Source organism: Mesorhizobium sp. Pch-S, assembly GCF_004136315.1.
Classification (GTDB): domain Bacteria; phylum Pseudomonadota; class Alphaproteobacteria; order Rhizobiales; family Rhizobiaceae; genus Mesorhizobium.
In genome coordinates, this window is the sequence record NZ_CP029562.1 from 4,195,924 (window position 1) to 4,220,806 (window position 24,883).

Below are 24,883 nucleotides of genomic sequence, written 5' to 3' on the forward strand. Positions count from 1 at the left end.
TTGATCGAAAGCATGTTCATGGCGAATTCCTTAGCGGCGAATGGGGGCTCATGCAACCGGATTTGCGTGGAGGGTGTTCACGCCGAGTGAACGAACTCCTCGTTGAAGATGGACGAAGCCTCAAGGTTGCGCGCCAGAAGCGCGCTGCGTGCCGCGTTGACCATTCCGGGCGGTCCGCACAGATAGGCCTCGGTTCCGCTGTCGAGCGGGATGGTGCGGACCGCATCCAGCGCCGCGATCGGATTGCCGACGAAGCCTTCCCACGCATCCGTGGCCTTGTCGGCAGCCAGCGCTACTTCCAAAGGCAGCGTTTCGGCGAGCTTGCGCAGGGTTTCGAGCGCATAGGCATCTTCGGCGTCGGCGAAACCGGCGATCACGGCCAGCGGCGGTGTGGTGGCGGGGTCGATGCTTGACAGCATCGAGACGATCGGTGCCAGGCCGGTACCGCCGGCGACAAACAGCTTCGGCCGTGCGGTCGCGCGCAGGTAGAAGACGCCGAACGGGCCGCGCACCGTGAAGGCATCCTCGGGCCTGGCCCTCTCGTTGAGATAGGTGGACATGGCGCCGCCGGGCAGGTCTCGCACATGCAGCACCTGTTCCTTGCCCGAGGGCGGGTTCGCCATCGAAAAGCGGCGCGGGCTGGCCATGCCGGGAAAAATCACCTCGACATACTGGCCGGGCAGGAAGGGCAAGGGGAACTGGAGCCGGTAGCGGATTTCCCAGACCGAGCGCGATGCCCGTGAAAACGTGTTGATCCTGGCGCGGCGCAGGGAAGGGGGCGTCACGTCGGTGCGCTGGTAGGGCAGGGTCAAGGCCATGCCGGGTTGCGCCGGGGTGATGCACAGAAGCACTTCGCCGCCATTGGCGTCGCGCGCCATGCAGGTTCGGCATGTGCCTTCGCGGCAATTGCTGGCCAGCACGTTGCCGGCCTTCTCGGCCGAAACGAGGATGGACTGGCCGTCGACCGGCGCGAAATGCATCACCTCGCCATCGGAAAAGGTGAGGTGGATGTGATCCTGGTTTTCCATCAGAAATCGTCGGACACGTAGCCGGTTGAAAGGCCGTCGATGCTGACGACGTTGTTGGCGAGACGATAGGCTTCGATCTGGTCCTCGCTCTGGCCTCCGGCCCATCTCACCAGCTCGTCGCGCTCCTGCATGTCGCTGACGACAGGAATGCTCCAGCCGCAGGAGGTCGCCACGCTCTCGACATGGAGCCGGAAGAGCTGGCGCACGCCGGGAAGGTCAGGATAGGGCGCACGCAGGGTTGGCCATTCCGGATGGTCCGGCCGGATCAGGTCGGCCTTGCCATAGAGGCGCAGGGTCATGGCCTTGCCGGAAAAGGCGCAGAACATCATCGTCATGCGTCCGTTCTCGGTGACGTGGGCGGCGGTCTCGTTACCCGAACCGGTCAGGTCGAGATAGGTCACGGTTCGCTCATCCAGCACCCGCAGCGTGTCGAGCCCTTTAGGTGACAGATTCACGCGGCCGTCCTGCGGCGCGGTCGCAACGAAGAACAGCTTCTGCGCTTCGATGAAGGCCCGCATGTCATCGGGGATGGTACGCCAACCCAGTCCCATGGCTCTCTCCTCACCACATCATGAAGGAAGCGACGTCGGCATCGGCGACCTTGCCGGCGATGACGTCGGTGATTGCCTGGTCGACGATGGCAACGCCTTCGGCGGCTTCGTCCTCCGTCAGCGTCAGCGGCGGCATGAATTCCAATACGTTGGCCTTCAGGCCGACATAGGTCAGGGCCGCGCCCAATTCGTAGCAGCGATAGATGATCTTGGCCGTGGTGGTCGCATGCACCGGTTCGCGTGAGTCGCGATCGACGACAAGGTCGACACCGACGGCGAGGCCGCGACCGCGGACTTCGCCGATGATCTCGTGCCGGTCGGCCAGCGCGCGCAGGCCGTCGGCGAAGATCTTGCCGACGCGGCCGGAGCGTTCCACCAGTTGCTCGTCCTCGATCGCCTTGAGCACCGCGCCGCCAGCTGCCGTCGCAACCGGGTTGCCGGCGGTGGTCAGCAGGGCGAAAGCCGGCGCGTGATCCATGATCTCTTTCGGTCCGATCACCGCCGACAATGGCAGGCCGCCACCCAGCGCCTTGCCGAACACCACCATGTCGGGTGTCAGGCCCTCGTGCTCGAAGCAATGCAGGAGGCCGCTGCGAGCCAGGCCGACCTTGACCTCGTCGACGACGATCCTGATGCCATGCCGGCGGCAGCGCTCCTGCAGTGCCTTCAGGAAGCCGGGCGGTGGCACGATCAGGCCGCCGTCGGACATCAGCGGCTCGATGAAGACGGCGGCGACCTGTTCGGGCGGGCAGGTGGTCTCGAACTGGTAGTCGAGCATGGCCAGTACGGCTTCGGCGCTGAAGCGTGGCCGGTAAGGGTCGGGATAGGGCAGCAGCAACACGCCGGGCCTCGGCAGCGTGTGGGTCATGGCGGTGTGGCCGCTGATGCCCATCGAGCCCGAGAGATTGCCGTGGTAGGAGCCGATGAAGGAGATGAAGCGCGGCCTGCCGGTGGCGGCTGCCAGGACGCGCAACGCGCAGTCGTTGGCATCGGATCCGGAGTGGCCGAACCAGACCCGGCGCTCGCCGTCCCCCGGCGTGATCGCCAGCAGCTTCTCGGCCAGGGAGACGGCCGGTTCATTCGGATAGAGCAGCAGGCTGGCGCCCGCCATGTTGCGAATGGATTTCTCCACCGCCTCGACGATGGCGGGATGACCATAGCCAAGCAGCGCTGGGCCAGCTGAGCCCGACAGGTCGAGCACTTCGCGGCCACCTTCCTCGATCAGCCGGTTGCCACGGCCGCCGATGAGCGAAAGCGGCGAGAAACGCAGCCGCCCGATTTCCGCAATTGCCCGTGCATCGCGCTCGCGCAGGCCGAGGTTGCTCATCCCAGAGCCTCCTGGACGTGCGCAAGTGCTGCAGCCATTCTTGCGGCCCATTCCTCGATGCCGGCCTTGTCGGAGAGCAGATCCTGGCGGATCTCGACCAGTGCCGCCTCGATGCCACGCCGATCGCCATGGATCGGAACGGCGTAGTCGGCATCCTCGCTGATCACGTATGGAACATTGGGCGCGACGTTGAGCGATGGGTCGACACGCAGGCCGTCGAGAATAGCCTCACCCAGATGGGCTGCGCGGTCGTAAAGCACGCCGGCGTGCCATGGGCGTCTCTCCCCCAGGAAAACCGGGGTAAAGGAATGGATCGTCACGATGCGCGTCGGCCACCCGGCGGCCTGGCGGCTATCGAGATGGCGTGCGACCAGGTCGTGAAACGGCTTGAACATGACGGCTGCGCGCCGTTCCCGCTCGACGTCGTCTACACCGGCATTGCCGGGAATGTCGGTGTCCTCGGAGCGCACCGGGATGCTGCCTTCCGAACCGAGCGGCCGGTTGAGGTCGATCAGCAGACGCGAATAGTTGCTGAGGAAGGCAGGAGCGTCGAGCCGTTCCGAGAGACGGCGCGTCACCTCCGCCGCGCCGATGTCCCACGCGATGTGGCGCTGCAGATGCGGCGCGTCCAGGCCCAGGCCGTGGTAGCGGGCTGGCATATGGTTGGACGCGTGCTCGCACAGAAGCACGATGCCGGAGCGGCCGTCCGCGTTGAGCACCTCGACGGCCTGTGGCCAGTCGTGTTCGGGTTCGGCATCCATAATCAGTAAAGCTTTCGGTACAGATCACACACGCCGACGGGGTCGAGACCGGCGAGACGCTCGGCTTCATGGCGTTTGACCCCGACAAAGGTCTCCACGAAGAGTGGTGAGAACCAGCCGGTGACTGTTTCGTCGGCGAGCAGGGCATCCAATGCTGCCGGAAGGTTTTCCGGCAACCGCTTCAGGCCAAGCTTCGCCTTTTCCGCCTCGGTCATCTGCTCCGGATCACCGGTCACCAGCGGTGGCGTGGCGAGGCCCGCCTTGATGCCTTCCAGCCCGGCGCGCACGATGGCGGCCATGGACAGATATGGATTGGCGGTCGCATCGGCGGCGCGATATTCGATGTTGTACTGGCGCGAGGGATCGCGTCCGCCAATCGTCACCGTCGGGCAGATGCGCAGCGAGGCTTCGCGGTCGCGGTCGGCCAGCCAGGTGTAGGACGAACTCCAGCTGTGCGGCTTCAGCCTGTAGAAAGAAGGCACGCTCGACGCCGTCAACGCGGTGATCGCCGGCAGGTGTTTCAGGACACCGGCGCAGAAGGCACCGGCAATATCCGACAGGCCGCCCGGCTTGCCGGCGTCATAGGTCACCGGCTTGCCGGCGGCGTCGGTGAAGCTGAAGTGGATATGCACGCCGTTGCCGACACCGTCCGGCACCGATTTCGGCGCGAAGGTCGCGTGCCAGCCATTGTTGCGGGCAAGTTCACGCGTGATCTCGCGGATCGCCACGGCGCGGTCGGCCGCAGTGAGTGCGTCGGCCGGGGCGTGCGTGACCTCGAATTGTTCATCACCGAATTCGGCGATGATGACCTCCGGTGCGACGCCGGCTTCCTCCAGTGCCGCCATCAGCGTCGGCGCGAACGGATCGGCCCGCCGCAGCGCGGCGAAAGACAGCGAATGGGCAGGGGCGAAATCGGCGCCTGAAATCTGGAATTCCTGCTCGAAGGCACCCGTGAGGCTGAGGCCGGTCACGGCCTTCAGCTCGGCGAGCGCATCGATCAGCATGGTGCGGGTGCAACCGAGCCACGGCGTGCCGTCGAGTTCGACGATGTTGCCGGCCACCATGTCGAACGGCGTGGCCGAGCCGGTCAGCGCTGTGCGGAAGCGCGCCTTGAGATCGGGAATGAGGCGCAGGTCGCCCGACGAGCCCCAGGGATTGGGGACGACAATGGAGTTGAATGGCGTCAGCGACAGATTGGCCTGCAGCCAGCCGACACCGGTGGCGGCGACCTTTTCCAGGCGGCTTTCGGCTACCGAGCGACCACGCGTGATCGCCGCGAGATCCGTCGTGACGACGGCGACGAGGGATTCGACAGGCGTCGTCATGCGGCCTTCCCCATCGCTTCGATGCGAGCCACGGCGGTGTCGGTATCGGTGACCCAGCAATAGCCGCCGAATGCCTTGAGCGCGATGTCATGGCGTTCCTGCGTGCGGGTGGCGCAGGCGTCGGACACGCAGGTGACGAGATAGCCACGATCGGCGGCATCGCGCACGGTCATGTCCACGCATTGGTCGGTGAGGACACCGACCACGATGAGGTAGCGGATGCCGAGGTTCTTCAGCAGGTAGTCGACATTGGTCGAGTTGAAGATGCCTGAAGAGGTCTTGGGCAGCATGATCTCGTCGCCAACAGGGGCGAGCGGCGCAATCGGCAGCCCTTCCGGCAGGCTCGGCGGGATATGGATGGGCGTGAGCTTGTGATCGAGCGAACGGTCGCGGCCGTCCTCGGTCAGGCTCTGGATGATGGTGTGCAGCACCTCGACGCCGTTGGCACGCGCAGCTCTCAGCAGCCGCTCCTGGTTGGGGATCGTCTCGGTCGCCGTCTGGCGATAGAAGTAGTGATCCGGCCCAAGCTCCGGATGGTCGGGGTCGGCACCCGGCTCCAGCCATATCCGCTGCATGTCGACGAGCAGGAGCGCGGTTTCGCCGCGACGAAACGGTTCGTCGCGCCTGGGGAGGGATTGGGTCATTGCTTGCGGTCCTGCCTTGGTGATTTCGGTCCGGGGGTTGTCCTGGCGCCATCCTGCGACGGTTCGTCGAGGGTGACGGCATTGGCATGCCGCACTTCCTCCAGCCGCTCAATGCGGGCGCGGCCCTCGTCTCCCAGGGTCGAGAGGATATGGGCGGTGAGCGCTTCCATCTGAGCGATGGCTGGCGCCAGCGTATCATAGGGAGAGGCGACCTCGAGCGGGCTGACGATGGTCGTCTCCGCGAATTCCGCGACCGGCGACAACCACTGGTCGGTGAACAGCACGACGCGCACATCGCGCGCGGCTGCCTGACGGGCGAAGGAGACGACATCGAGCTGGTAGCGGCGATAGTCGAAAACGACGAGCACATCCTTGCGACCAAGGTCGGCGAGGATGTCCAGGGATTGGCTGGAAAGGACCCCGATGTCGCGAACGTTTGCCCGAAACTGCAGCAGGTATCCGGCGAACATGCCCGCCACGTGACGGCTGAAGCGCCCGCCGACCAGCACGATATCGCCCTTGGCTTCCATGATCAGGCGGGCGGTACGGTCATATGTGGTCAGCGGCGTGATGCTCGCTGCCTTTCCCATCGCCTCGTCCACGGAGGCCAGATAGGCTAGGATAGGGTTGTCTTCCGAACCGGATGGACGCTTGGCTTCCATCATCAGCAGCGGCGAATGCAGTCTCGCTTCGACTTCCGCCAGGAGCTTTGCCTGGAAGTCCGGATAGCCCTCGTAACCAAGCTTGACAGCCAGCCGTACCACGGTGGGATCGCTCACCCCGGCGCGGCGGGCGAGACTTGAAGCGCTGCCGAGGCCGGCGCCCGGATAGTCCGTGAGCAGCAGGCGCACGATCTTCTCCTCGGAAGGAGTAAGCGCCAGATCCTGCCGCATCAGAACATCGCGTATCGCCATCTGCCTCCCCTGGCTGCTCTTTTTATCGTTGCAGAGTTTATTACAGAAACAGAATTATCGGTCAACAATGAAGAAATATTGACATAGCTCCCGATGTCGTCTTAGCTGGCCGTAAAGCAGCGACAGACTGTGGGGAACGACGAATGAAGAACGGCGATGACATCATCATCGTGGGCGCCGGGATCGTAGGATCGAGCGCCGCGATGTACCTGGCCGGCGAAGGTGCGCGGGTAACACTCATCGAGCAGACGCATCCCGCGGGAGGACCTTCGGGCAAATCGTCCGCGCTCCTGCATGCCTTCTACCTGATGCCGGAACTGTCGCAGCTTGCCATTCGCGGGCGGGAGATCCTGGTTGCTCTTCCGGAACTCGCGCAGGAGGGATCCTTCGTCACGCAAGTCGGCATGATGTGGGTTTGCGGCGAAGAGAACACCGTGAGCTGGTCAGCGGCCGCCGAGCGCATTCGCGGCGAGGGCGCCCGAATGGAGACATTGACGCCAGCCGAATTCGCTGCCGAAGCCCCCGGCTTTGCCTCTGACGACGTGGCGCTTGCGATCTGGGAGCCGGAATATGGTTACGCCGACGCCTTCGGCGCCACCAATGCGATAGCCCGCGCGGCACGCGCACGGGGCGCCCGGATCCTGCAGAACACTCCCGTTGCCGGGCTGCTGCGCGCAGGCGACCGGATCAGCGGCGTCGCGCTCGCCGACGGAACCCAGCTCGAAGCCGACACGGTCATCCTGGCTGCCGGACCGTGGACGCGCCGCTTGCTCGCAACGGCCTCGCTCGACCTGCCGCTGCATGTCGAGCGCCATCCGATGGCGGTATTGAATGCCAGCGGCAAGGCGCGTCACGTCATGCCCTGGGCCTGGTGCGATGACATTTCCCGCAACTATGCAAGACCCGACAATGATGGCGTGATCCTCGCCGGCACATGGGCCGGTGGCGGCACCGGAATGCGTCATGAAGAGACCATCCGCCCGAGGCTGGTCGAGGACCCGGACAATTACATGGAGGGTGTCGAGGAGGCCGAGTCGGTCGATATTCTCGAGACCTTCGCCTCCCGCGTGCCAGCGATGATGGAGCTCGGGATCAGGCCTGGCTATGCCGGCCTCTACGACATGAGTCCGGACGATCTACCGGTGATCGGCGCCATGCCGGGCGTCGAAGGGTTGCTTGTTTCGGCGGGTTCGTCGGGGCACGGCTTCAAGACCGGGCCGGCTGTGGGCGAGGCCGTTGGCAAGCTGGCACTGCATGGTGCCCAGCCTATTCTGACGCCGTTTTCCCCGACCCGTTTCGGAGCCGTGTGATGGCGGTCATGACGATGGAGCAGAGCACGTCTCGTTCGATCCTGCCGGCGGCTTTCCGCAATGCAGGCGTCGATGCGCTGGCGATGATCGCCGCGCTGGTGCTTGCAGCCCTGGCGATCTACCTCTTCGGCAACGCGGCGATGCAGCGTGTGGTCACCTATGCGGCGATCATGCTGACGGCGGTGCTGGGCCTCCAGATATTCTCCGGCAACACCGGCATCGTTTCCTTCGGCCATGCCGCCTTTGTCGGACTTGGCGCCTATGCCACGGGCATACTGACATTGCCCGCCGCCCTGCAGCGCACCGCCCTGCGCGACCTGCCGCAGTTCCTGTCCGGATACGAAATGTCCTTTTTTGCGGCGCTCGCGGTGGTGGTGGTTCTGGCCGTACTGGTCGGCCTAATCACCGGAACGCCTTTGCTGCGGCTTTCAGGGTCCAGTGCTTCGATCGCCACGCTTGCCTTGCTCATCATCGTCTACACATTGCTGGTCGCGGGCCGCGAGATCACGCGAGGCAGCCAGCCCTTCTATGGCGTGCCGCGCGAGGTTGGGCTGTGGACGGCTGTCGCGATCGCGGCCATGGCGATCGTGGCTGCGCGACTGTTCCGCGAAACCTCCTTCGGTCTGGCCGCACGCGCTGCCGCCGACGACGAACGCGGTGCCGCCGCTGTCGGCGTCGACCACCGCATGGCGCGGCTGGCCGCTTGGGTCATGGGTGCCGTGGCCGCTGCTGCCGCCGGCGCCATGATGGCGCAATTCCTCGGCGCCTTCTCGCCCAAGGATTTCTATTTCGATTTCGGCTTCACCATGCTTGCCATGCTGATCGTCGGCGGCATGACGTCCTCGCTCGGCGCATTCGCTGGTGTGGTCGTCACGGTGCTCGTGGTCGAGGTGGTCCGCCGTTTCGAAGGCGGTGGCATGGTGCTCGGCCTGCAGATGCCCGTGTTGTTCGGCCTCACGCAGGGCGTGCTGGCGGTGGCCATGATCCTCGTCATCTGGCGGCGTCCGACGGGCCTGTTCGGCGACCACGAACTCAACCTGCTGCGGCGCTCCGGCACGAAGGCAAATCCCGCCAGTTCGGCGCCGGATGTCGTGCCTGTCCGCGCAGCAGGCGGCCCGATATCGGTCGAACACCTGTCGCGCCGCTATGCAGGCGTGGTGGCGGTCGATGACGTGACGCTCACCTTCCAGCCCGACAGCATCACCGGCATCATCGGGCCCAACGGGGCGGGCAAGACGACGCTGCTCAACATGATCGCGGGTGATGTCACGCCGAGCTCCGGCACCGTTTCGGTCGGGGTGCCATCGCGACGAGCAAGCGCGTTCCGCTTCGCCCGCGCCGGCATCGCCCGCACCTTCCAGAACATCCGCGTCTTCCCACGCATGACGGTGCTCGAAAACGTCGTCGTGGCCGCTCGCGAAGTCGAGCCGGGCCTTGCGGCGGCCGAGGCAGCCGCACGACATGAACTGGCGCGCATGGGGCTGGAGGCTTTCGCGGATCGGCCGGCAGCCTCTCTCGCCTATGGACAACGCCGCCGGCTGGAAGTGGCACGCGCTCTGGCATTGAAGCCGCGCTTCCTGCTGCTCGACGAACCGGCGGCCGGCATGAATGCGGTGGAGACAGCCGAGCTCGTGTCGATCCTGGCGGCCGTGCGCAGCGAACGGCATATCGGTGTGATCCTCATCGAACACGACATGCGGCTGGTGATGAACCTGTGCGAGCGCATCGTCGTGGTCGATCGCGGTCGCGTGATCGCCGACGGCACGCCGGCGGAAGTGCAGAACAACCCTGCGGTCGTGGCCGCCTATCTCGGCAGCCGCACGGCACGCGCCCGCAAGGAGAACGGCGTCCAATGAACAAGAACAACCGGACATCCAATGGGAGAACTCATATGAGGCATATTCGCAATCGTTCAGCCTTGCTTGCAGCCATATCCGCCATCGCCGTCACGACAGCCGCGCCGGCCTTCGCGGAAGAGATCATCATCGGCGCTGCGACCGCCCAGACGGGCGGGCTTGCACCCTACGACCAGCCGGCACTGGCCGGGTTGCGCATGGCGATCGATGAACTGAACGCCAAGGGCGGCCTTGCCGGCAAGTACAAGGTCAACCTGATCATCAAGGACACGCGCAGCGACACTGCGCAGACGGCCACCGTCACGCAGGAGCTGATCGACGCCGGCGCCAAGATCATGATCACGCCGTGCGATGCCGACCCATCGATCTCCGCGGGCCAGCTCACCCAGCCGCTCGGTATCCCCTCGCTGACGCTCTGCGGCTCGGCACCTGTGCTTACCCAGGCGGTCGGCGACGTGATGTTCGGTACCTATCCAGCCGACAATCTACAGGCGACTGCCGTCGCGGATTTCGCCATCGCCGAAGGCAAGCGCAAGGTCTTCCTGCTGACATCGCCCGACGCGACCTATGTCGCCAACCTGCCGGAGTATTTCGGCAAGGTGTTCGAGAAGAAGGGCGGCAAGATCGTCGGCCGCGGCACGTTCACCATGAACCAGCCGGACTTCTCAGCCGAGATCACCAACATCAAGGGCCTGGCCGAGCAGCCCGATCTGATCATGACGGCTGCCTATGAGCCGGATTTCCCGGCTTTCATCCAGCAATTGCGTGGCGCCGGCATCAACATTCCCGTCTATGGTGCCGATGCTATCGGAACCCCGACCATCAAGGCGCTTGGCAAGCTGGTCGACGGTGTCGTGTACACCGCGGCCGGCTATCCGGAAGCCGGCAGCAAACTGGAGGCCTTCAATGCAGCCTTCACCAAACACGCAGGCCATGCGCCGGAATCCACCTATGAGGTCAATGGCTACGAGATCGGGCTGATCCTCGACCAGGCAGTGAAGACCGCCGGTTCGGACGATCCGAAGGCGATCCGCGATGCCATCGCCAATCTCAAGGACTTCGAGGGCATCACCGGCAAGATCACCTATGCCGGTACCGACCGCATGCCGCTGCGACCGGTCGTACTGATGCGCTACGAAGGCGGCGAGCCCAAATATGTCGAAACCGTCGTGCCGGCCGCGGCCGACGTTCCGGCGCCGTGACGCCATGCTGAGCGTCGAGGCCCTCAGGATCCGATATGGCGAGGTCGAGGCGGTGCGCCGTGTCGACCTCACGGTTGGCGCCGGCGAAATCGTCGCGCTCGTCGGCGCCAACGGTGCCGGCAAGAGCTCAACGCTCGGCGCCGTCGCCGGGCTGGTGCCGGCGGCCGGCGGCAGGGTGCTGCTCGAGGGCAAGGACATCACCGGCATGCCTGCCGAAGCGATCGCACGTCGTGGCGTGGCACTCGTGCCGGAGGGGCGGCGCATCTTCGCCAGCCTGACCGTGGCCGAGAATCTGCGCCTCGGCGGTGCCGTCCACCAGACCGCCTCCGAGGCGAAGGCGCGGGAAGAGGAGATGCTTGAGCTGTTTCCCATCCTGCGCCGCTATCATCAGGTGAAAGGTGGAAACCTCTCCGGCGGCGAGCAGCAGATGCTGGCGATCGCGCGCGCCCTCATGGCACGGCCAAAGCTCATTCTGCTCGACGAGCCGTCGCTCGGGCTTGCTCCACAGATCATCGACACCGTGTTCGACCTTATCGCGCAGCTCCGCAGCAACGGGCTGACGGTGCTTCTGGTCGAGCAGAACGTCGCGCTCGCGCTCGAGATCGCCGACCGCGCCACGGTGCTCGCCAATGGCGAAGTCGCATTGACAGGCACGGCCGCTGAACTCGCCAGTTCCGATCTCGTGCGCCAAGCCTATCTCGGAGCCTGATCATGATCGCGCAACAGATCATCAATGCAGTGAGCCTCGGCGGCGTCTATGCGCTGCTGGCGCTTGGACTGGCCATCGTCTTTTCCATCGTCGGGCTCATCAATTTCGCCCATGGCGAACTGATGACGCTGACGGGTTACGCGCTGCTCGCAGCCCTCATTGCCGGCGTGCCATTTCCTGCGGCCGTGCTCCTCGCCGTCATCTGCGCGGCTGTCGCCGCGGTGGCAATGGAACGTGTTGCCTTCCGGCCGATGCGCGGCGCCAGTGTCACCAGCCTTCTCCTGACCAGCTTCGCCGTCTCGGGACTGCTCAAGGTCATTTTCCAGAACGGGGTGTCGGCGCGCCCGCAGGCCGTGGCCATACCGAGCTGGATGACCGGCGCCTTCTCGATCGGCGATTTCACCATCGGTGTCGGGCCGACGATTTCGATCGTCGTCTCCATCCTGGCATTGATCGCCCTGGAGTTTTTCCTGCGGCGCACCGTGACCGGTACGGCGATGCGGGCGGCCGCGGAGGATTTCGACGTCGTGCGGCTGATGGGCATTCCCGCCAACCGTATCATCGCGACGGCATTCCTCTTGTCCGGCCTGCTTGCCGGGCTCGCCGCGATGCTTTGGGTGGCGAGCCGCGCCTCGGTCGATCCGCTGATGGGTTTCACTCCCGTGCTCAAGGCCTTCATCGCTGCCGTCGTCGGCGGACTGGGCAGCCTGCCGGGCGCAGTGGCTGGCGGCTTCCTGCTCGGCGTAACCGAGGTCCTCTTGCAGGCGACGTTGCCGGCGGCCATCGCGCCCTACCGTGACGCGATCGTGCTGTCGGGTGTCATCGCGGTGCTGCTGATCCGACCCCAGGGTCTCATTCCGGCCGTGCGCGTGCAGAGAAGCTGAGGTCTGCGGGGCGAACGACAGCGGCAGCAACAGTCGCGCTCCAGGCGCTTGCCAGGAGCAGCCCGGTGCTTGGCTGTGCATCGACGCATGCGCAAAGATAAAACAAGGAGACAGCGGCATGACCGCAGCGAAGCTGAACATCGTTCCGTTCGTGAGCGTGGATTCCATGATGAAGCTGGTGCTGGCCATCGGCGTCGAGCGCTTCCTGACCGAACTGGCAGCCTATATCGAAGAGGACTTCCGCCGCTGGGAGCTGTTCGACAAGACACCGCGCGTCGCCTCGCACAGCCATGACGGCGTCATCGAGCTGATGCCGACCAGCGACGGCCGCCTCTACGGCTTCAAATATGTCAACGGCCATCCGAAGAACACGCGCGAGGGCCTGCAGACGGTGACCGCCTTCGGTGTTCTGGCCGATGTCGGCTCGGGCTACCCGATGCTGCTGACCGAGATGACCATCCTGACGGCACTGCGCACCGCCGCCACCTCGGCGCTGGTTGCCAAATACCTGGCGCCGAAGGGTGCCCGCACCATGACCATCATCGGCAATGGCGCGCAGTCGGAGTTCCAGGCCATCGCCTTCAAGGCGATCACCGGCATCGACCGGCTGCGGCTCTACGACATCGATCCGTCGGCCTCGAAGCGCTGTGCCAGGAACCTCGCCGGTATGGGCTTCGACATCACCATCTGCGCCTCCGGCCAGGAGGCGGTGGAGGGCGCCGAGGTCATCACCACGGTGACGGCCGACAAGCAGTATGCGACGATCCTGACCGACAACATGGTCGGTTCGGGCGTGCACATCAACGCGGTCGGCGGCGACTGCCCCGGCAAGACCGAACTGCATCGCGACATCCTGCTGCGCTCTGACATCTTCGTGGAGTTCCCGCCGCAGACGCGCATCGAGGGCGAGATCCAGCAGCTGGATGCGGATCATCCGGTGATCGAGCTTTGGCAGGTGATGGCGGGCAAGGCTGCGGGCCGCACCAGCGCCAAGCAGATCACGCTGTTCGATTCGGTCGGCTTTGCCACCGAGGATTTCTCGGCGCTGCGTTATGTGCGTGACCAGCTGCAGGCGACCGGCCTTTATGAGGAACTCGACCTGCTCGCCGATCCCGACGAACCGCGTGACCTCTTCGGCATGCTGCTCAGGGCAGACAAAAAGCAAGGCGGCGCCAAGGGCGCCGCCTGACAAGAAGCTGTGCCGGCTGCTCTAGTGCCGCCCTGGCGTTTCGGCGAGATAGCGTTCCGCCAGCGTCGTCCAGTAACGCACACCGGTGGCGATGATGTCGTCGTTGAAGTCGTATTGCGCGGTGTGCAAGGGGCGAGGCGCTGCCTCGCCCTCTCTGGCTGAGCCGAGGAACACGTAGCTGCCGGGTACGCTGCCCAGCATGAACGCGAAGTCCTCGGCGCCCATGATCGGTTGCATGTCGTCGTCGACGAGCTTTTCGCCAACGACTTCCTCGGCGACGGAGGCGGCAAACTGCGTTTCAGTCCGGGTGTTGCGAAGCACGGGATAGCCTCGCTCGAAAATGAACTTATGCCCAGCGCCGACAGCTTCGGTGGCGTTGCGCACGATCTTCTCCAATCCGGCCTCGAAGGCGTCGCGAACGCTGTCGTTAAGTGTGTACAGGGTGCCGCGAACGACCGCTTCGTCCGGCGTGACATGGACGCCCTGACGGTGGCTCGGGTCGCCGCTGCGGAATTGCGTGATCGACAGCACCACGGGTTCGGCCGGGTTCAGGTAGCGCGCCTTGAACATGTGCATTTCCTGCACGATCGCGGCTGCCGTCAGCAAGGGATCCGCAACGGCGAACTGCGTCGCGGGATGTGCGATGCGGCTCAGCACATGGAATTCGAAGGTGTCGATCGATGCAAGCATCGGCCCGGTCCGCATCATGAAGCGACCAGCCGGGACATTGGGAAAATTGTGCATGCCGAAGACCGCATCGACGGGGAATTTCTCAAACAGGCCGTCCTTGACCATGGCATTGCCACCGCAGTGCTGGTCACCGGTCTCCTCGGCTGGCTGGAAAATGAAACGCACGGTACCGTCGAAATCGCCATTCCTGGCGAGATGGCTGGCTGCTGCCAGCAGCATGGCGGTGTGGCCGTCATGCCCGCACGCGTGCATCTTGCCGTCGATCGTCGAGCGGTGGTCGAATGTGTTCTCCTCCTGGATGAACAGCGCATCCATGTCGGCGCGAAGGCCGACCACCACAGGGCTGGTGCCACGTTTCAGCGTGCCGACCACACCTGTTCCGCCAAGACCACGATGCACCTCGATGCCGAATTCCCGCAGTTTCGTGGCGACGAAATCGGCCGTCGCTTCTTCTTCGAAAGCTGTCTCGGGATGGGCATGGAGATGCCGGCGCCAGGCCGTGGCCTCTTCAACGAGGCTGTTGTCGATCGGCGATCTGGTCATTTGTGGTCTCCTCCAATTGTCCCGCCTGGGCTGCGACTATGTCTGTGTCCTTCGGATCGGTAGCCGCAGCTTGCCGATAAGCTCCACCAGCCCCTCAGGCGCCAGCCTGAGCACCAGGATCATTGCCACGGCAATGACGATGAAGCGGGCATCCTCGAAACCCTGCAAACCGGCCATAGCCTCGGTGGCGAAGGTCAGGACAAGCGCGGCAAGCACGGGTCCGAAGACGGTGTTGACGCCACCGATCAGGACCATCGACAGGGCAAGCGACAACGTTCCAAAACCGAAGACTTCCGGCGATGCAACACGCAGGTATATCGCGTAGAAACCACCGGCGATGCCGGTGAAGATCGCGCTCAGCGTCAGCGCCAGGATACGCTGGCGGGCAACGGAGATGCCGCGCGCCGCGGCATAGTCCTCGGCATCGCGGACCGCCTTGAGCGATTTTCCGAAGGACGAGTTGCTCACCAGCGCGAGGAAGAGACAGGAAAACGCCAGCAGCACCAGGCCGACATAGTAATAGCCGAACTTGAAATCCTTCAGGAAACTGTAGCTGCCCAGCTCCAGGAATGGCAGGCGGACCATGCCCTCCGCGCCCCCGGTGACCTGGGATTGGCTGAGGACCAGTTGCAGCACGAGTTGCGTGAAGGCGAAGGTGACAAGGACGACATAGATGCCCTTAAGCCGCGCGACCGGAGCAGCCAGCAGCAGCGCCGAGAAAGCGGCTGTGCCGCCGCCCAGCAGCATGGCAATCCAGGGATTGACGCCAAACGTCTTGCTGGCGATCGCCGCGGTATAGACTCCGATGCCGAAGAAGGTGAGGTGTCCGAAATTGAAGACGCCGCAATGGCCGAGGCTGAGGTTCCAGTTCGAGGCGATGACTGCGTAGACGAAGGCGATGATGAACAAATGCCTGACATAGCTATCCGCGATGAACAGCGGCACGACGGCAAGCGCAGCAAACAGGGCCGCAATGGCGAGGAGGTGACGTTTGTTGGTCATCATTTGCCTCCGAACACGCCATTCGGCCTGAACAGCAGGACCAGGATCATGAGCAGGAACAGCACGAAGGGTGTCCAGTAGAGACCCAGTCCCAGGATCAGAAACGCTTCGATGAAGCCGATGAGATAGGCGGCTCCTGCGGTCGCGCCGAGATTGCCCAGCCCGCCGAAGATGACGACGATCATCGCCTTGGTCAGCGGTTCGCTGCCCATCGTCGGCGTGATGAAGCGGATCGAGCCGAGCAAGGCACCGGTGAGCCCGGCCAGCGCAGCCGAGATGCCGAACGCGAGCGCAAAGGCGATTGGCACATCGATGCCGAGAAGTGCCGCCGAATCCTGGTTCTGGCCGACTGCACGCAGGCTGCGGCCGCGATTGGTCATGACGGTGAAGCGCCACAAGGCGACCAGGATAAGCGGCGCCAGAACGATCAGGAGGGCTTCATGTGCCGAGATGGTGGTGCCCAGGATCTGTACCTCGCCAGGGATCAGGCGCGGCAGCTGCTTCAGTCGCGCGCCCCAGATCATCTGCGCGCCGCGTTCGAGAATGACCATCGCAGCGAGCGTGGTCATGGCGGTGATCAGCAGCATGTTGCGGTTGCTGTAGAACGGCCGAACAAGGAGGCGTTCGATGACGATGCCGATAAGTCCGGCGGCAAGCGTCCCCGACAGGATGCCGACGATCGGCCCCAAACCGAGCACTTCGCTGACGGTCCAGGCGATGAACGCCCCGACCATCATCAGTGCGCCATGGGAGAAGTTGAACACGCCCAGCGTGGTCCAGACGAGGCTGAGGCCACTCGACATCAAGGCATAGAGCGAGCCAAGCACGAGACCGGAGACGAGTGTTGCGAGAAGGGCTTCCATCAGTGTGTTCCCTCCGCACCGAAGTAGAGGCGCATCACCTCTTCGTGGTCGGGTGCATTGGCGCTGCTGATCTCGCGCACCACCTCGCCATGCTCGACCATATAGAGGCGGTTGGTCAGCGACAGCAGGAACTCGACATCCTGCTCGACGACGATCAGCGGCACTCCGGTCCTCGAAATCTTGGCAATGGCTGCCGCCAGTTCTTCCTTCAGGCGTGGGGATAGTCCCAGCGTCGGCTCGTCCAGCATCAGCAGGCGCGGCGCACACATCAGGGCGCAGCCGATCGACAGCATCTGGCGCTCGCCGCCCGACAATGTGCGCGCAGTTTGCTGCTTGCGCTCGGCAAGACGTGGAAACAGCCCATAGACCTCATCGATACGCCGCGCGGCTTCCGCCCTGGCGCGTTTGCTGAAGGCTGCCAGCTCCAGCGTCTCGGCGATGCGCATGGTGCCGAACAGGGTGTTGCCTTGCGGCGCGTGGATCAAACCCGCTGCCACGATCGCCGGCGGGCGTTGTGTGGTGATGTCGTTGCCATCGAAAGTGATCGAGCCAGCGGTCGGACGCAACAGGCCGGAAATGGCCCTGAGCAAAGTCGACTTGCCGTGGCCGTTCGGTCCGAACAGGCCGATCGACTCGCCTTCGTCGATGTGGACCGATAGCCCGTTCAAGACGCGGGCAGCGCCATATCCGGCTTCCAGGCCGGCGATGTCGAGAAGCCGCCGCATCAGCTGCGCCCTCCAAGATAGGCTTCGATCACCTGTGGGTTCCGGACGACATCGTGCGGGTCGCCGGCGGCCAGGACGCTGCCCTGGTTCAGCACGATCAGGCGTTGCGAGACCGACAACAGCAGGCTGAGCACATGTTCGATGAGGAGCACGGTGATGCCGCTCCTGTTCACCGCCACCAGAAGATCGTCGAGCCGCTGGATTTCGGGTTTCGTCAGCCCCGAAGCAGGCTCATCCAGCATCAGCAGGGCCGGCTTGGATATCAGAGCCGAGGCGATCATGAGCTGTTTCTTTTCGTAGACGGACAATTCTCGTGACGGCATCGAGCGGCGCGTCCGGCCGAAATCCACCGAGCGCAGGGCATCTTCGATGCGCGCTTCGGCCTCGGTGCGGGAAAGCCGGCCATTATAGGTGGCGCTGACCAGCAAGGTTTCGTCGGCAGACAGTGCCGGGAACTCGGCATCCTTCTGGAATGTGCGCACCAGACCCGCCCGCGAGATGCGATGCGCCGGCCAGCGATCGATGCGCTCGCCCATGAAACGCACTTCGCCCGCCGTCGGTCCGAACGGGACGCCGGTGATCAGGTTGAACAAGGTGCTCTTGCCGGATCCATTGGGGCCCGCAATGCCGAGGATTTCGCCGCGCGTGACGGTGAAGCTGACGTCGTTGACCGCCTTCAACCCACCGAAAAACTTGCAGGCCCCTGCGATCTCGAGAATGTTTTCGTTCATGCGTGTCGCTCGATGGAGAGGGTGCCGCGCCTGGAGCGTTTCCGTTGCTCACGGAAACGCTCCAATTCCTTGTTTTCATGCAATTCCAAGGAAAGCCGTTGCGCAGCTTTCCTGGAATGGCTCTGAGCGCGGGTCTGCCGGATCACTTCATCCAGACAGGCTGCTTGAACTCGCCGCCTGCATAGTCCTTCGGATAGAACAGCACGCGCTTGCCATCCTGGATCTGATAGAATTGGATCGGCATTCCGTCCTTGCCCTGGACCGCGAGGTGCGTGGCCGGGTCAAATCGCGTGCGCCCCATGGCAGTCTGCTTGTCGGCCTTGCCGATCTCGGCACCGATTTCCTTGCGCTTGGCAGGATCGCCGACCTTGGCCAGTGCGTCGGCATAGAGCATCACCTGCTCGTAGAGCATGACGCCATAGGAGCCGGGCTCGACATTGTATGCGGCCTTGTACTTGCCGATGACTTCGTCGGCGCGCGGGTTGCTGGCTGCGCGCACCGGGCCGCCGAGGGCGTTGTAGACGATGCCCGAGGACTTCTCCTTGGTCAGTTCCAGGAACTCCGGCACCGACGGTGCATACTGGATGAAGACGAGGCTGTTGGTCGGATTTTCCATGAACTGACGCATGAAGGTCGCGGCGTTCGCGGAGACGTAGTCGGTGTTGATCAGCAGGGCAGGCGGATCCTGTCGTACCTTGGCGAGGAAACCCCGCCAGTCGTTGATCTCGCCGAAGGGCAGCAGGTCATTCTGCGTCACTTCCCAGCCGGCAGCCTTGAAGGCCTCGGCCATGCCGTTGGCAATACCCTTCGAATAGGGATTGTCGGATGCCACCAGCGCCACTTTCTTGTTCGGCAGCTTCAGCTTGCCGCTCGTGGCAAGTTCGTCGATGACCGGCACGATCTCGGTGTTGTAGGCGTCATAGGACGGCGTCAGCGACCACACGGTGGTGAAGCGGGACGGGTCCGGCGAGACGATGTCCTTCGTCTGCTGCGAATTGCCCGAGACAAGATAGATCATGTCCTGCTCGGCCATCATGTCGATTTCAAAATTGCTGGTCGACGCATAGCCCGTGAAGATGGCGCCCGTCGCCTGGTCGCCGAGCAGGCGCTCGGCCGCGGTGGCGACCTTGTCGGCGCTGGCATCGCCGACATCGGCAACGACGGCTTCGAAAGTGTGGCCGGCGATGCCGCCGGCCTTGTTGAGATCCTCCACTGCGAGCTTGACGCCGTTGGCCACTTCCTGGCCGTCTGCTGCGGCAGGGCCGGTGAGGGGAGCAAGAATGCCCAGCTTGATCACGTCGGCGCTGGCGAAAGCGGTTGAGGCAGCCAGTGCGAGCGCAGAGACCGCGCCCATGAAAATACGTCTTGTCAGCATGTCGTTCCCCTTGCCGTTTTTATGTCTGGAGCGGTTCCATTTTCACGGAAACGCGGAGATGCTCTAACTCTTTGTTTCTGCACAATTCCGGTCGCAAAACTGCTGCGCCTTTTTGCCGGAATTGCTCTAGCGTGTTCCACAGTTGTCGATGATCGCTGCGGCGATCACCTTCGTCGTCTCGATCAGGCTTTCAATCTCCACGCATTCATTGTCGCCATGGAAGCCGTCGCCGGCCGGTCCGTAAATCACCGGCACCACGCCTGCGCCGGCATAGTGGGCGGCGTCGGTGACGGCTTCGAAGCCTTTGATCTCGGGCGTCTTGCGCTGCACATGCCGCGCCCGTTCGGCGAGCGATGAGACCAGAGGGTGATCGGCGGGTGTGTTCATCGGCGGGAAGTTCAGGCCGAACAGATCCCATTCGATCGCCGGAGGATGATCACGCATCCAGGCGTCCGTCTGCGCGAAATGGCTGACAAAGTTTTCGAATTCTGCCTTCACGTCCTCGAACCGCTCCTGCGGCATGAACTTGTAGTCGAGGTCGATGGTAACGATGTCGGGAATGATCGCGGCATTGGTCATGATCAGCGGCGTGCCATCGGGCCCGAGGCCCGCGCCACCGCGGATGACTCCGGGGTTGATCGTGGCGAGGCCGGCCGGCGTCAGCGGATGCCAGTTGTCGCGACAGCGTGACTGCTCGAAATCGCGCAAGGCCATGAGGAAACGCGTCGCGAGCTCAATGGCGTTGACGCCGGGCTCCAGGCGACCCTGGACGTGGGGTTGCGGCCACATCGAATTGAAGCGCCAGCCGGCATGAGCCTGCTTGCCGAAGATGGTGACCCTGACCCAGGTCAAGCCGCCTTCGGCTGGTACAATGTTGCCCCATGTCGGCTCGGCAATGATCGCGCGCCGGGCGAGCCGCTTTTCGCGCTTCACCAGATCCATGGCGCCGAAACCGCCGGCTTCCTCGTCGACGACGCTGTGAATGGCCAACCGGCCTTCGAGCTTGATACCGGCCTGCTTCACTGCGCGTGCCGCTGCCACGCAGGCAGCGACGCCGGCCTTCATGTCGACGGCGCCGCGCCCCCAGAGCTTGCCTTCGGCGATCTCTCCGCCAAAAGGATCGCGCGCCCAGCGGCTTGCGTCGCCGACCGGGACGACGTCGATGTGGCCGCACAGGATCAGGCTCCTGTCGTCGGAGCCGTCCCATTCGCCGATCAGGTTCGGCCGACCGGGGAACACATCCCAGCCGCGCGTTTCGAAACCAAGGTCCTTGAGGTGCCCGTCGAGAAGAAGCTGAAGGTCCGCCTCTCGGTTGATGCCTTGCTCGACCTGGAACTTTGGATTGACGGAAGGGATCCTGACCAGGTCGCGTGCCAGATTGACGACATAGTCCCGGTCGGCGTCGATACGGCTCCAGACTTCGTTGGTTCCATCGCTCATCGGCTCGTCCCTTCCAATTCAGCAATCAGCGCGTCGGTGGTGACCTGACGGCAATAACCCTTGATGGTGTTGAGTGAGTTGTTGTGCCGTTCGCCGGTGTAGGTGGCGCACGCATCGGTCACCTGGGTCACCAGATAGCCGAGGTCGCAGGCATCGCGGATGGCACTTTCCACGCACTGGTCGGTGAGGATGCCACTGATGACCAACTGGCGGACGCCGAGATTGCGCAGGATGTAGTCGATGTGGGTGGAGACGAAGACCGACGATGACGACTTGGGCAGGCTGATCTCATCGTCGCCGGGAGCAAGCTCGTCGATGACCTTGCCATCCCACGAGCCCCTGGGCACGTTGAAGCCGGTGATCTTGTAGTCGAGGCTGCGGTCGCGCCCGTCCTTGGTCAGGCTTTCGATGGTGGTGTACATCACCTCGATGCGGCTGTTCCGGAATGCCTGTTGCAGGCGCTGCATGTTGGGGATGACGCGATTGCCGAGTTCGTCGAAAAACCAGCCATATCGGCGGTCGAATTCGGCGTCTTCGAGCTCGGCGAACTCGGCGCCTTTGCGATGGGCCGAGAAATTCTGGACATCGATGAAAAGCAGGGCGGATTGCTCGGGCACGAGCGCCACGTCGCGGGTCAGCATGATGGGTCGGTCTCCGGCTTGGCTGCACTGCAAACGGCGTTCATTTCGCGCGCGGTGGTGATGGCGCATGCACGCGGATGGGGTACTGTGGCGAGACTTGCGTCTGCGTGAGATTTTCCGCGCCGATGCCTTGAGTTGCCCGGCGCTGAAGGCCGTCTGGGGAGGCCGGTCGGGATGTGAAGGTCGGCCAGGAGATCTTGGGGACTATGCTTGCAGTCAAGAAAAAGGAGACACTGCGCCGCGCTGGCGATCCCCTTAGGCGAAGGGACCTCAACACGCGATGCGCGCAGTGCTGATGGCAAGTTGACTTCCAATTTCAGTTCCCATTCTTTTTTCCAAAAGATGATGAAAAAATTCCATCAATGTCAATCGATAAAACGATATTGACTGAAAAATTTCTATATGGAAGGGTGCGGCATGGAGCTACGCCAACAGATCGACAGCCTTGCCGAAACGCTTACCCCTGCCGAGCGAAAGCTCGCGGCGGCGCTCCTGTCCGACTATCCGTTCGCCGGGTTGCAGACGATCCAGACACTCGCCGAGCAGACGGGCGTGTCGGCGCCCTCGATCACCCGCTTCGTCACGAAACTGGGGTGTCACGGCTACCAGGATTTCCAACGGCGGCTGATCGGCGAACTGAAGGAGGGTCACCGCTCTCCCGTCGATCTGCATGAACGCATGACCAGCGGCGGCGCGGATTTCCTGCAGTCCTTCCTGGATCTTACCGCGGAGGCGGTCCGCGCTGTCGGCGAGTCGCTGACGCAGAGCCAGTTCGAAAGGATCTGCGACCTGCTGGCAGATGACAAGCGTGCCATTTACATCGTCGGCGGCCGTATCAGTGATGCCATCGCGCAGCACTTCTCGCGGCATCTGCGGCAGGTCAGGCGCAATGTTTTCCACCTGCCGCCCGATACCGAGATCTGGCCTGAATATATCCTGCGCATGCGCGCGCGTGACCTGCTGATCATCTTCGACTTCCGGCGCTATCAGCAGCGGCTGGTCGAACTGGCGGACAAGGTGCGCCGATCGGCAGGGACCTCTGTCATACTCGTCACGGACAAGTGGATGTCGCCCGCTGCCGCCTATGCGGCCGAGGTCATCGCGTTGCCGACTGAAAACAGGACCGCATGGGACAGCTATGCCGGCGCGCTTGCGGTTGTCGACGCCTTGGTTGCAAGCATTTCCGAGCGGGACTGGGATGCGACGCGAGACCGTATCAAGGCGTGGGACGCGGTCCGGTTCGAGCGAAGCGACAAGTCCGGGGAATGAATTCACGACGATGAGTCGATTGCGGCTCATCTCCTTGCCGGACGTCGGCCTCAATCATGAAGCCAACGTCCGTTGGGGTTGGCAGCCGAAATCACATGACCAGCAGCGGGGCTTTCCCGGAAACACGATCGTAAAGATCGATCACGTCCTGGTTGAACATGCGCACGCAGCCTGCTGACGCCGATTTGCCGATCGAACGCCACTGCGGCGAGCCGTGGATGCGGTAGAGCGTGTCCTTGCCGTCCTTGAAAATGTACAGCGCACGCGCGCCCAGCGGGTTGGTCACACCGGGCTGCATGCCCTGCCGCCATTTTTCCAGCTTCTGATCGCGGCGGATCATGGACGCCGGTGGCGTCCAGGTCGGCCATTTGCGCTTCCATTGCACGATCGCGCGCCCTTTCCAGGCGTGACCTTGCTTGCCAAGTCCGACGCCATAGCGCATGGCCTTGCCGTTGGGCTGGACCAGATAGAGGAAGTTCTGTCGCGTATCGACGACGATCGATCCGGCTGGTTCTCCCGTCGGATCATCGACAAGCTGGCGCAGGAACTTGGGATCGACCTTGCCAACATCGATGGCCGGCAGGCTATAGCCGCCGTCATCGATGGCCGCATACCTCCCCGTATCCCTGCCCTGGTAGGATGCGGGCTCGATTTTTGCCGGAGCCATGGCTGTCGTTGCTGCAATGGCCGGCATTGGCGGAAAGACTGCGGCGGCTTTTGTGTTGGCCTGGACGGTCTGTGAGCATCCGGCGGCGATCATGAGCGGCAGAACCGCAATGCCCGGCAAGCACCGCCGAAGCATCGAGAGGATAGTCATTTCTGGTTTGTTGCCTTTTATGGATATGGAATGTGGGCTGAAAGCCGTGCTTTCTTCTTCATCTCAACATGACCACGATGTGGCCCTTGGGCGCCGCAAAGCAGATTGTTTTGCCATGTGGTGTGCGGGCAACATCTTTCCTGCCGTCTGTGGTAATGCAGGGCCGATATGCGAAAGCAGAGGTCACCCGGGCTGAGGTTTTTCCGTCAGGTCGCGACGCAGGAATTCGTTCAGCCGCTCGACCGCGGGCGTCGCCGACATCGGATTGCGCATGATCCCGATTTCCAGATCGGGAAGCGGCGGCAGGCCCTCGTTCTCACCGATGATGCGCAGGGAAGGCGGCACGCTCAATTGTGCCAGTCCGGCAACGGCCAAACCGGCCTGAACGACGGCGATGAGACCGAGCAGGCTGGCGCTGGAATAGGTGCAGTGAAAGGTGCGGTCTATGCTGGACAGCACCTGCAACATGTTCACACGCGCCGCACAACCGGGTTCGAACAGGGCGACCGGCAAAGGATCCTTTTCCCAGGCGACGTGATTTGGCGAAGCAACCCAGACACAACGCTCCAGCCGCAGCACTTCGAGCGCCTGGTCCGGCAGTCGGGTGATGATAGCGAGATCCAGCCGGCCTTCCTCCAGCGTCTTCACCAATGCAGTCGATTGCTCGCAGACAAGCTCCACCGTCACCAGCGGATGCGCGGCGGAGAACCGCGACAGAACCGGTGGCAACAGATAGGCGGCATAGTCGTCCGGGACGCCGAGCCGGACACTGCCCGCTTCCTCGGGGCGGGTAACGCTGGCCAGGGCTTCATCCGAGAGCTTCAGCAACCGCCGGGCATAGACCAGGAATTCCTCACCGGCGGCATTCGGCACTACCGCGCGCGGTGTGCGGATCAGGAGCGGCTTTCCGATCGTCTGCTCAAGCCGCTGCATCTGCATGCTGACGGCAGACTGGCTTCGCCCGACACGTGGGGCGGCATTGGAAAAGCTGCCGCTCTCGGCGATGGCGACAAAGGTCTTCAGCAGATCGAGGTCGAGGGGCAGGGCCATGGTGCTATCAGCATAACGAATAGCTTTCACCAAATCT

The 24,883-nt window shown here is 63.6% G+C and carries 25 protein-coding genes; 8 read left to right on the forward strand and 17 right to left on the reverse strand.

Going from position 1 to position 24,883, the window contains the following annotated elements; genetic code table 11:
- Nucleotides 1–77: 77 nt before the first annotated feature.
- The 7 genes from C1M53_RS19590 to C1M53_RS19620 are packed head-to-tail and all read right to left on the reverse strand — an operon-like array spanning nucleotide 78 to nucleotide 6,550.
- Nucleotides 78–1,028: a 2Fe-2S iron-sulfur cluster binding domain-containing protein gene (locus C1M53_RS19590; protein WP_165358191.1), complete on the reverse strand. Its 951-nt coding sequence runs from the start codon at nucleotides 1,026–1,028 to the stop codon at nucleotides 78–80.
- Nucleotides 1,028–1,579 (reverse strand): pyridoxamine 5'-phosphate oxidase family protein, encoded by a 552-nt coding sequence (locus C1M53_RS19595; protein WP_129413752.1) that lies wholly within the window; start codon nucleotides 1,577–1,579, stop codon nucleotides 1,028–1,030. Before C1M53_RS19595 ends, C1M53_RS19590 begins: the two co-directional genes overlap by 1 nt.
- Nucleotides 1,580–1,589: 10 nt before the next feature.
- Nucleotides 1,590–2,906 carry an aspartate aminotransferase family protein gene (locus C1M53_RS19600; RefSeq protein WP_129413753.1) on the reverse strand — a complete coding sequence of 439 codons (1,317 nt, stop codon included), beginning with the start codon at nucleotides 2,904–2,906 and terminating at the stop codon, nucleotides 1,590–1,592.
- Entirely contained in the window at nucleotides 2,903–3,667 is a 765-nt protein-coding gene (locus tag C1M53_RS19605; protein WP_129413754.1) for an N-formylglutamate amidohydrolase, read from the reverse strand. Before C1M53_RS19605 ends, C1M53_RS19600 begins: the two co-directional genes overlap by 4 nt.
- A gap of 2 nt (nucleotides 3,668–3,669) precedes the next feature.
- Nucleotides 3,670–4,992 carry a glutamine synthetase family protein gene (locus tag C1M53_RS19610; protein WP_129413755.1) on the reverse strand — a complete coding sequence of 441 codons (1,323 nt, stop codon included), beginning with the start codon at nucleotides 4,990–4,992 and terminating at the stop codon, nucleotides 3,670–3,672.
- Entirely contained in the window at nucleotides 4,989–5,636 is a 648-nt protein-coding gene (locus C1M53_RS19615; RefSeq protein ID WP_129413756.1) for an isochorismatase family cysteine hydrolase, read from the reverse strand. Before C1M53_RS19615 ends, C1M53_RS19610 begins: the two co-directional genes overlap by 4 nt.
- Nucleotides 5,633–6,550: a MurR/RpiR family transcriptional regulator gene (locus C1M53_RS19620; RefSeq protein ID WP_129413757.1), complete on the reverse strand. Its 918-nt coding sequence runs from the start codon at nucleotides 6,548–6,550 to the stop codon at nucleotides 5,633–5,635. Before C1M53_RS19620 ends, C1M53_RS19615 begins: the two co-directional genes overlap by 4 nt.
- A 143-nt stretch (nucleotides 6,551–6,693) precedes the next feature.
- Here C1M53_RS19620 and C1M53_RS19625 point away from each other — a divergent pair, with 143 nt between their 5' ends.
- The 6 genes from C1M53_RS19625 to C1M53_RS19650 all read left to right on the forward strand — a co-directional run bounded on the left by C1M53_RS19625 (nucleotide 6,694) and on the right by C1M53_RS19650 (nucleotide 13,700).
- Nucleotides 6,694–7,860: an FAD-binding oxidoreductase gene (locus C1M53_RS19625; protein ID WP_129413758.1), complete on the forward strand. Its 1,167-nt coding sequence runs from the start codon at nucleotides 6,694–6,696 to the stop codon at nucleotides 7,858–7,860.
- Complete coding sequence (locus C1M53_RS19630; RefSeq protein ID WP_129413759.1) at nucleotides 7,860–9,716, forward strand: branched-chain amino acid ABC transporter ATP-binding protein/permease; 1,857 nt, start codon at nucleotides 7,860–7,862, stop codon at nucleotides 9,714–9,716. The genes C1M53_RS19625 and C1M53_RS19630 overlap by 1 nt, the downstream gene beginning before the upstream one ends.
- Nucleotides 9,717–9,751: 35 nt before the next feature.
- Nucleotides 9,752–10,918: an ABC transporter substrate-binding protein gene (locus tag C1M53_RS19635; protein ID WP_129413760.1), complete on the forward strand. Its 1,167-nt coding sequence runs from the start codon at nucleotides 9,752–9,754 to the stop codon at nucleotides 10,916–10,918.
- Between the two features lie 4 nt (nucleotides 10,919–10,922).
- Complete coding sequence (locus C1M53_RS19640; protein WP_129413761.1) at nucleotides 10,923–11,627, forward strand: ABC transporter ATP-binding protein; 705 nt, start codon at nucleotides 10,923–10,925, stop codon at nucleotides 11,625–11,627.
- 2 nt (nucleotides 11,628–11,629) lie between these two features.
- Complete coding sequence (locus C1M53_RS19645; RefSeq protein ID WP_129413762.1) at nucleotides 11,630–12,511, forward strand: branched-chain amino acid ABC transporter permease; 882 nt, start codon at nucleotides 11,630–11,632, stop codon at nucleotides 12,509–12,511.
- A gap of 118 nt (nucleotides 12,512–12,629) precedes the next feature.
- Complete coding sequence (locus C1M53_RS19650; protein ID WP_129413763.1) at nucleotides 12,630–13,700, forward strand: ornithine cyclodeaminase; 1,071 nt, start codon at nucleotides 12,630–12,632, stop codon at nucleotides 13,698–13,700.
- Between the two features lie 21 nt (nucleotides 13,701–13,721).
- Here C1M53_RS19650 and C1M53_RS19655 read toward each other — a convergent pair whose 3' ends face one another.
- From C1M53_RS19655 to C1M53_RS19690, 8 genes are all read right to left on the reverse strand, one after another.
- Nucleotides 13,722–14,933: an amidohydrolase gene (locus C1M53_RS19655; protein ID WP_129413764.1), complete on the reverse strand. Its 1,212-nt coding sequence runs from the start codon at nucleotides 14,931–14,933 to the stop codon at nucleotides 13,722–13,724.
- 36 nt (nucleotides 14,934–14,969) lie between these two features.
- On the reverse strand, nucleotides 14,970–15,938 hold the full coding sequence (locus C1M53_RS19660; protein ID WP_129413765.1) for a branched-chain amino acid ABC transporter permease: 969 nt from the start codon (nucleotides 15,936–15,938) through the stop codon (nucleotides 14,970–14,972).
- A complete protein-coding gene (locus tag C1M53_RS19665; RefSeq protein ID WP_129413766.1) occupies nucleotides 15,935–16,798 on the reverse strand; it encodes a branched-chain amino acid ABC transporter permease in 864 nt (287 codons plus the stop codon). The genes C1M53_RS19660 and C1M53_RS19665 overlap by 4 nt, the downstream gene beginning before the upstream one ends.
- A complete protein-coding gene (locus tag C1M53_RS19670) occupies nucleotides 16,798–17,523 on the reverse strand; it encodes an ABC transporter ATP-binding protein (protein ID WP_129413767.1) in 726 nt (241 codons plus the stop codon). The genes C1M53_RS19665 and C1M53_RS19670 overlap by 1 nt, the downstream gene beginning before the upstream one ends.
- On the reverse strand, nucleotides 17,523–18,254 hold the full coding sequence (locus tag C1M53_RS19675; RefSeq protein WP_129413768.1) for an ABC transporter ATP-binding protein: 732 nt from the start codon (nucleotides 18,252–18,254) through the stop codon (nucleotides 17,523–17,525). Before C1M53_RS19675 ends, C1M53_RS19670 begins: the two co-directional genes overlap by 1 nt.
- Nucleotides 18,255–18,396: 142 nt before the next feature.
- Nucleotides 18,397–19,629: an ABC transporter substrate-binding protein gene (locus C1M53_RS19680; RefSeq protein WP_129413769.1), complete on the reverse strand. Its 1,233-nt coding sequence runs from the start codon at nucleotides 19,627–19,629 to the stop codon at nucleotides 18,397–18,399.
- A 126-nt stretch (nucleotides 19,630–19,755) separates the two neighbouring features.
- Complete coding sequence (locus C1M53_RS19685; RefSeq protein WP_129413770.1) at nucleotides 19,756–21,069, reverse strand: ArgE/DapE family deacylase; 1,314 nt, start codon at nucleotides 21,067–21,069, stop codon at nucleotides 19,756–19,758.
- Nucleotides 21,066–21,710 carry an isochorismatase family cysteine hydrolase gene (locus C1M53_RS19690; RefSeq protein WP_207213023.1) on the reverse strand — a complete coding sequence of 215 codons (645 nt, stop codon included), beginning with the start codon at nucleotides 21,708–21,710 and terminating at the stop codon, nucleotides 21,066–21,068. The genes C1M53_RS19685 and C1M53_RS19690 overlap by 4 nt, the downstream gene beginning before the upstream one ends.
- A 417-nt stretch (nucleotides 21,711–22,127) precedes the next feature.
- Between C1M53_RS19690 and C1M53_RS19695 the strand changes: the two genes are divergently transcribed.
- Nucleotides 22,128–22,979, forward strand: coding sequence for a MurR/RpiR family transcriptional regulator (locus tag C1M53_RS19695; RefSeq protein ID WP_129413771.1), 852 nt, complete (start codon nucleotides 22,128–22,130; stop codon nucleotides 22,977–22,979).
- A gap of 91 nt (nucleotides 22,980–23,070) precedes the next feature.
- Here C1M53_RS19695 and C1M53_RS19700 read toward each other — a convergent pair whose 3' ends face one another.
- Nucleotides 23,071–23,646 carry a L,D-transpeptidase gene (locus C1M53_RS19700; protein WP_245488214.1) on the reverse strand — a complete coding sequence of 192 codons (576 nt, stop codon included), beginning with the start codon at nucleotides 23,644–23,646 and terminating at the stop codon, nucleotides 23,071–23,073.
- Between C1M53_RS19700 and C1M53_RS19705 the strand changes: the two genes are divergently transcribed.
- Nucleotides 23,645–23,992, forward strand: a complete 348-nt coding sequence (locus C1M53_RS19705; protein ID WP_165358001.1) for a hypothetical protein — start codon at nucleotides 23,645–23,647, stop codon at nucleotides 23,990–23,992. The genes C1M53_RS19700 and C1M53_RS19705 overlap by 2 nt on opposite strands.
- Here the strand turns inward: C1M53_RS19705 and C1M53_RS19710 are convergent.
- Nucleotides 23,980–24,846, reverse strand: coding sequence for a LysR substrate-binding domain-containing protein (locus tag C1M53_RS19710; protein ID WP_129413774.1), 867 nt, complete (start codon nucleotides 24,844–24,846; stop codon nucleotides 23,980–23,982). The genes C1M53_RS19705 and C1M53_RS19710 overlap by 13 nt on opposite strands.
- Nucleotides 24,847–24,883 lie beyond the last annotated feature (37 nt).

Excerpts from the sequence above, each read along its gene's own strand:
- C1M53_RS19650 (WP_129413763.1), top strand. The coding sequence starts at position 12,630 with ATGACCGCAGCGAAGCTGAACATCGTTCCGTTCGTGAGCGTGGATTCC.
- C1M53_RS19635 (WP_129413760.1), top strand. The coding sequence starts at position 9,752 with ATGAGGCATATTCGCAATCGTTCAGCCTTGCTTGCAGCCATATCCGCC.
- C1M53_RS19645 (WP_129413762.1), top strand. The coding sequence starts at position 11,630 with ATGATCGCGCAACAGATCATCAATGCAGTGAGCCTCGGCGGCGTCTAT.
- C1M53_RS19615 (WP_129413756.1), bottom strand. The coding sequence starts at position 5,636 with ATGACCCAATCCCTCCCCAGGCGCGACGAACCGTTTCGTCGCGGCGAA.
- C1M53_RS19605 (WP_129413754.1), bottom strand. The coding sequence starts at position 3,667 with ATGGATGCCGAACCCGAACACGACTGGCCACAGGCCGTCGAGGTGCTC.
- C1M53_RS19625 (WP_129413758.1), top strand. The coding sequence starts at position 6,694 with ATGAAGAACGGCGATGACATCATCATCGTGGGCGCCGGGATCGTAGGA.
- C1M53_RS19710 (WP_129413774.1), bottom strand. The coding sequence starts at position 24,846 with ATGGCCCTGCCCCTCGACCTCGATCTGCTGAAGACCTTTGTCGCCATC.
- C1M53_RS19675 (WP_129413768.1), bottom strand. The coding sequence starts at position 18,254 with ATGAACGAAAACATTCTCGAGATCGCAGGGGCCTGCAAGTTTTTCGGT.
- C1M53_RS19620 (WP_129413757.1), bottom strand. The coding sequence starts at position 6,550 with ATGGCGATACGCGATGTTCTGATGCGGCAGGATCTGGCGCTTACTCCT.
- C1M53_RS19595 (WP_129413752.1), bottom strand. The coding sequence starts at position 1,579 with ATGGGACTGGGTTGGCGTACCATCCCCGATGACATGCGGGCCTTCATC.
- C1M53_RS19655 (WP_129413764.1), bottom strand. The coding sequence starts at position 14,933 with ATGACCAGATCGCCGATCGACAACAGCCTCGTTGAAGAGGCCACGGCC.
- C1M53_RS19680 (WP_129413769.1), bottom strand. The coding sequence starts at position 19,629 with ATGCTGACAAGACGTATTTTCATGGGCGCGGTCTCTGCGCTCGCACTG.
- C1M53_RS19610 (WP_129413755.1), bottom strand. The coding sequence starts at position 4,992 with ATGACGACGCCTGTCGAATCCCTCGTCGCCGTCGTCACGACGGATCTC.
- C1M53_RS19665 (WP_129413766.1), bottom strand. The coding sequence starts at position 16,798 with ATGGAAGCCCTTCTCGCAACACTCGTCTCCGGTCTCGTGCTTGGCTCG.
- C1M53_RS19590 (WP_165358191.1), bottom strand. The coding sequence starts at position 1,028 with ATGGAAAACCAGGATCACATCCACCTCACCTTTTCCGATGGCGAGGTG.
- C1M53_RS19705 (WP_165358001.1), top strand. The coding sequence starts at position 23,645 with ATGGCTGTCGTTGCTGCAATGGCCGGCATTGGCGGAAAGACTGCGGCG.
- C1M53_RS19690 (WP_207213023.1), bottom strand. The coding sequence starts at position 21,710 with ATGCTGACCCGCGACGTGGCGCTCGTGCCCGAGCAATCCGCCCTGCTT.
- C1M53_RS19600 (WP_129413753.1), bottom strand. The coding sequence starts at position 2,906 with ATGAGCAACCTCGGCCTGCGCGAGCGCGATGCACGGGCAATTGCGGAA.
- C1M53_RS19695 (WP_129413771.1), top strand. The coding sequence starts at position 22,128 with ATGGAGCTACGCCAACAGATCGACAGCCTTGCCGAAACGCTTACCCCT.
- C1M53_RS19700 (WP_245488214.1), bottom strand. The coding sequence starts at position 23,646 with ATGGCTCCGGCAAAAATCGAGCCCGCATCCTACCAGGGCAGGGATACG.
- C1M53_RS19630 (WP_129413759.1), top strand. The coding sequence starts at position 7,860 with ATGGCGGTCATGACGATGGAGCAGAGCACGTCTCGTTCGATCCTGCCG.
- C1M53_RS19670 (WP_129413767.1), bottom strand. The coding sequence starts at position 17,523 with ATGCGGCGGCTTCTCGACATCGCCGGCCTGGAAGCCGGATATGGCGCT.
- C1M53_RS19640 (WP_129413761.1), top strand. The coding sequence starts at position 10,923 with ATGCTGAGCGTCGAGGCCCTCAGGATCCGATATGGCGAGGTCGAGGCG.
- C1M53_RS19660 (WP_129413765.1), bottom strand. The coding sequence starts at position 15,938 with ATGATGACCAACAAACGTCACCTCCTCGCCATTGCGGCCCTGTTTGCT.
- C1M53_RS19685 (WP_129413770.1), bottom strand. The coding sequence starts at position 21,069 with ATGAGCGATGGAACCAACGAAGTCTGGAGCCGTATCGACGCCGACCGG.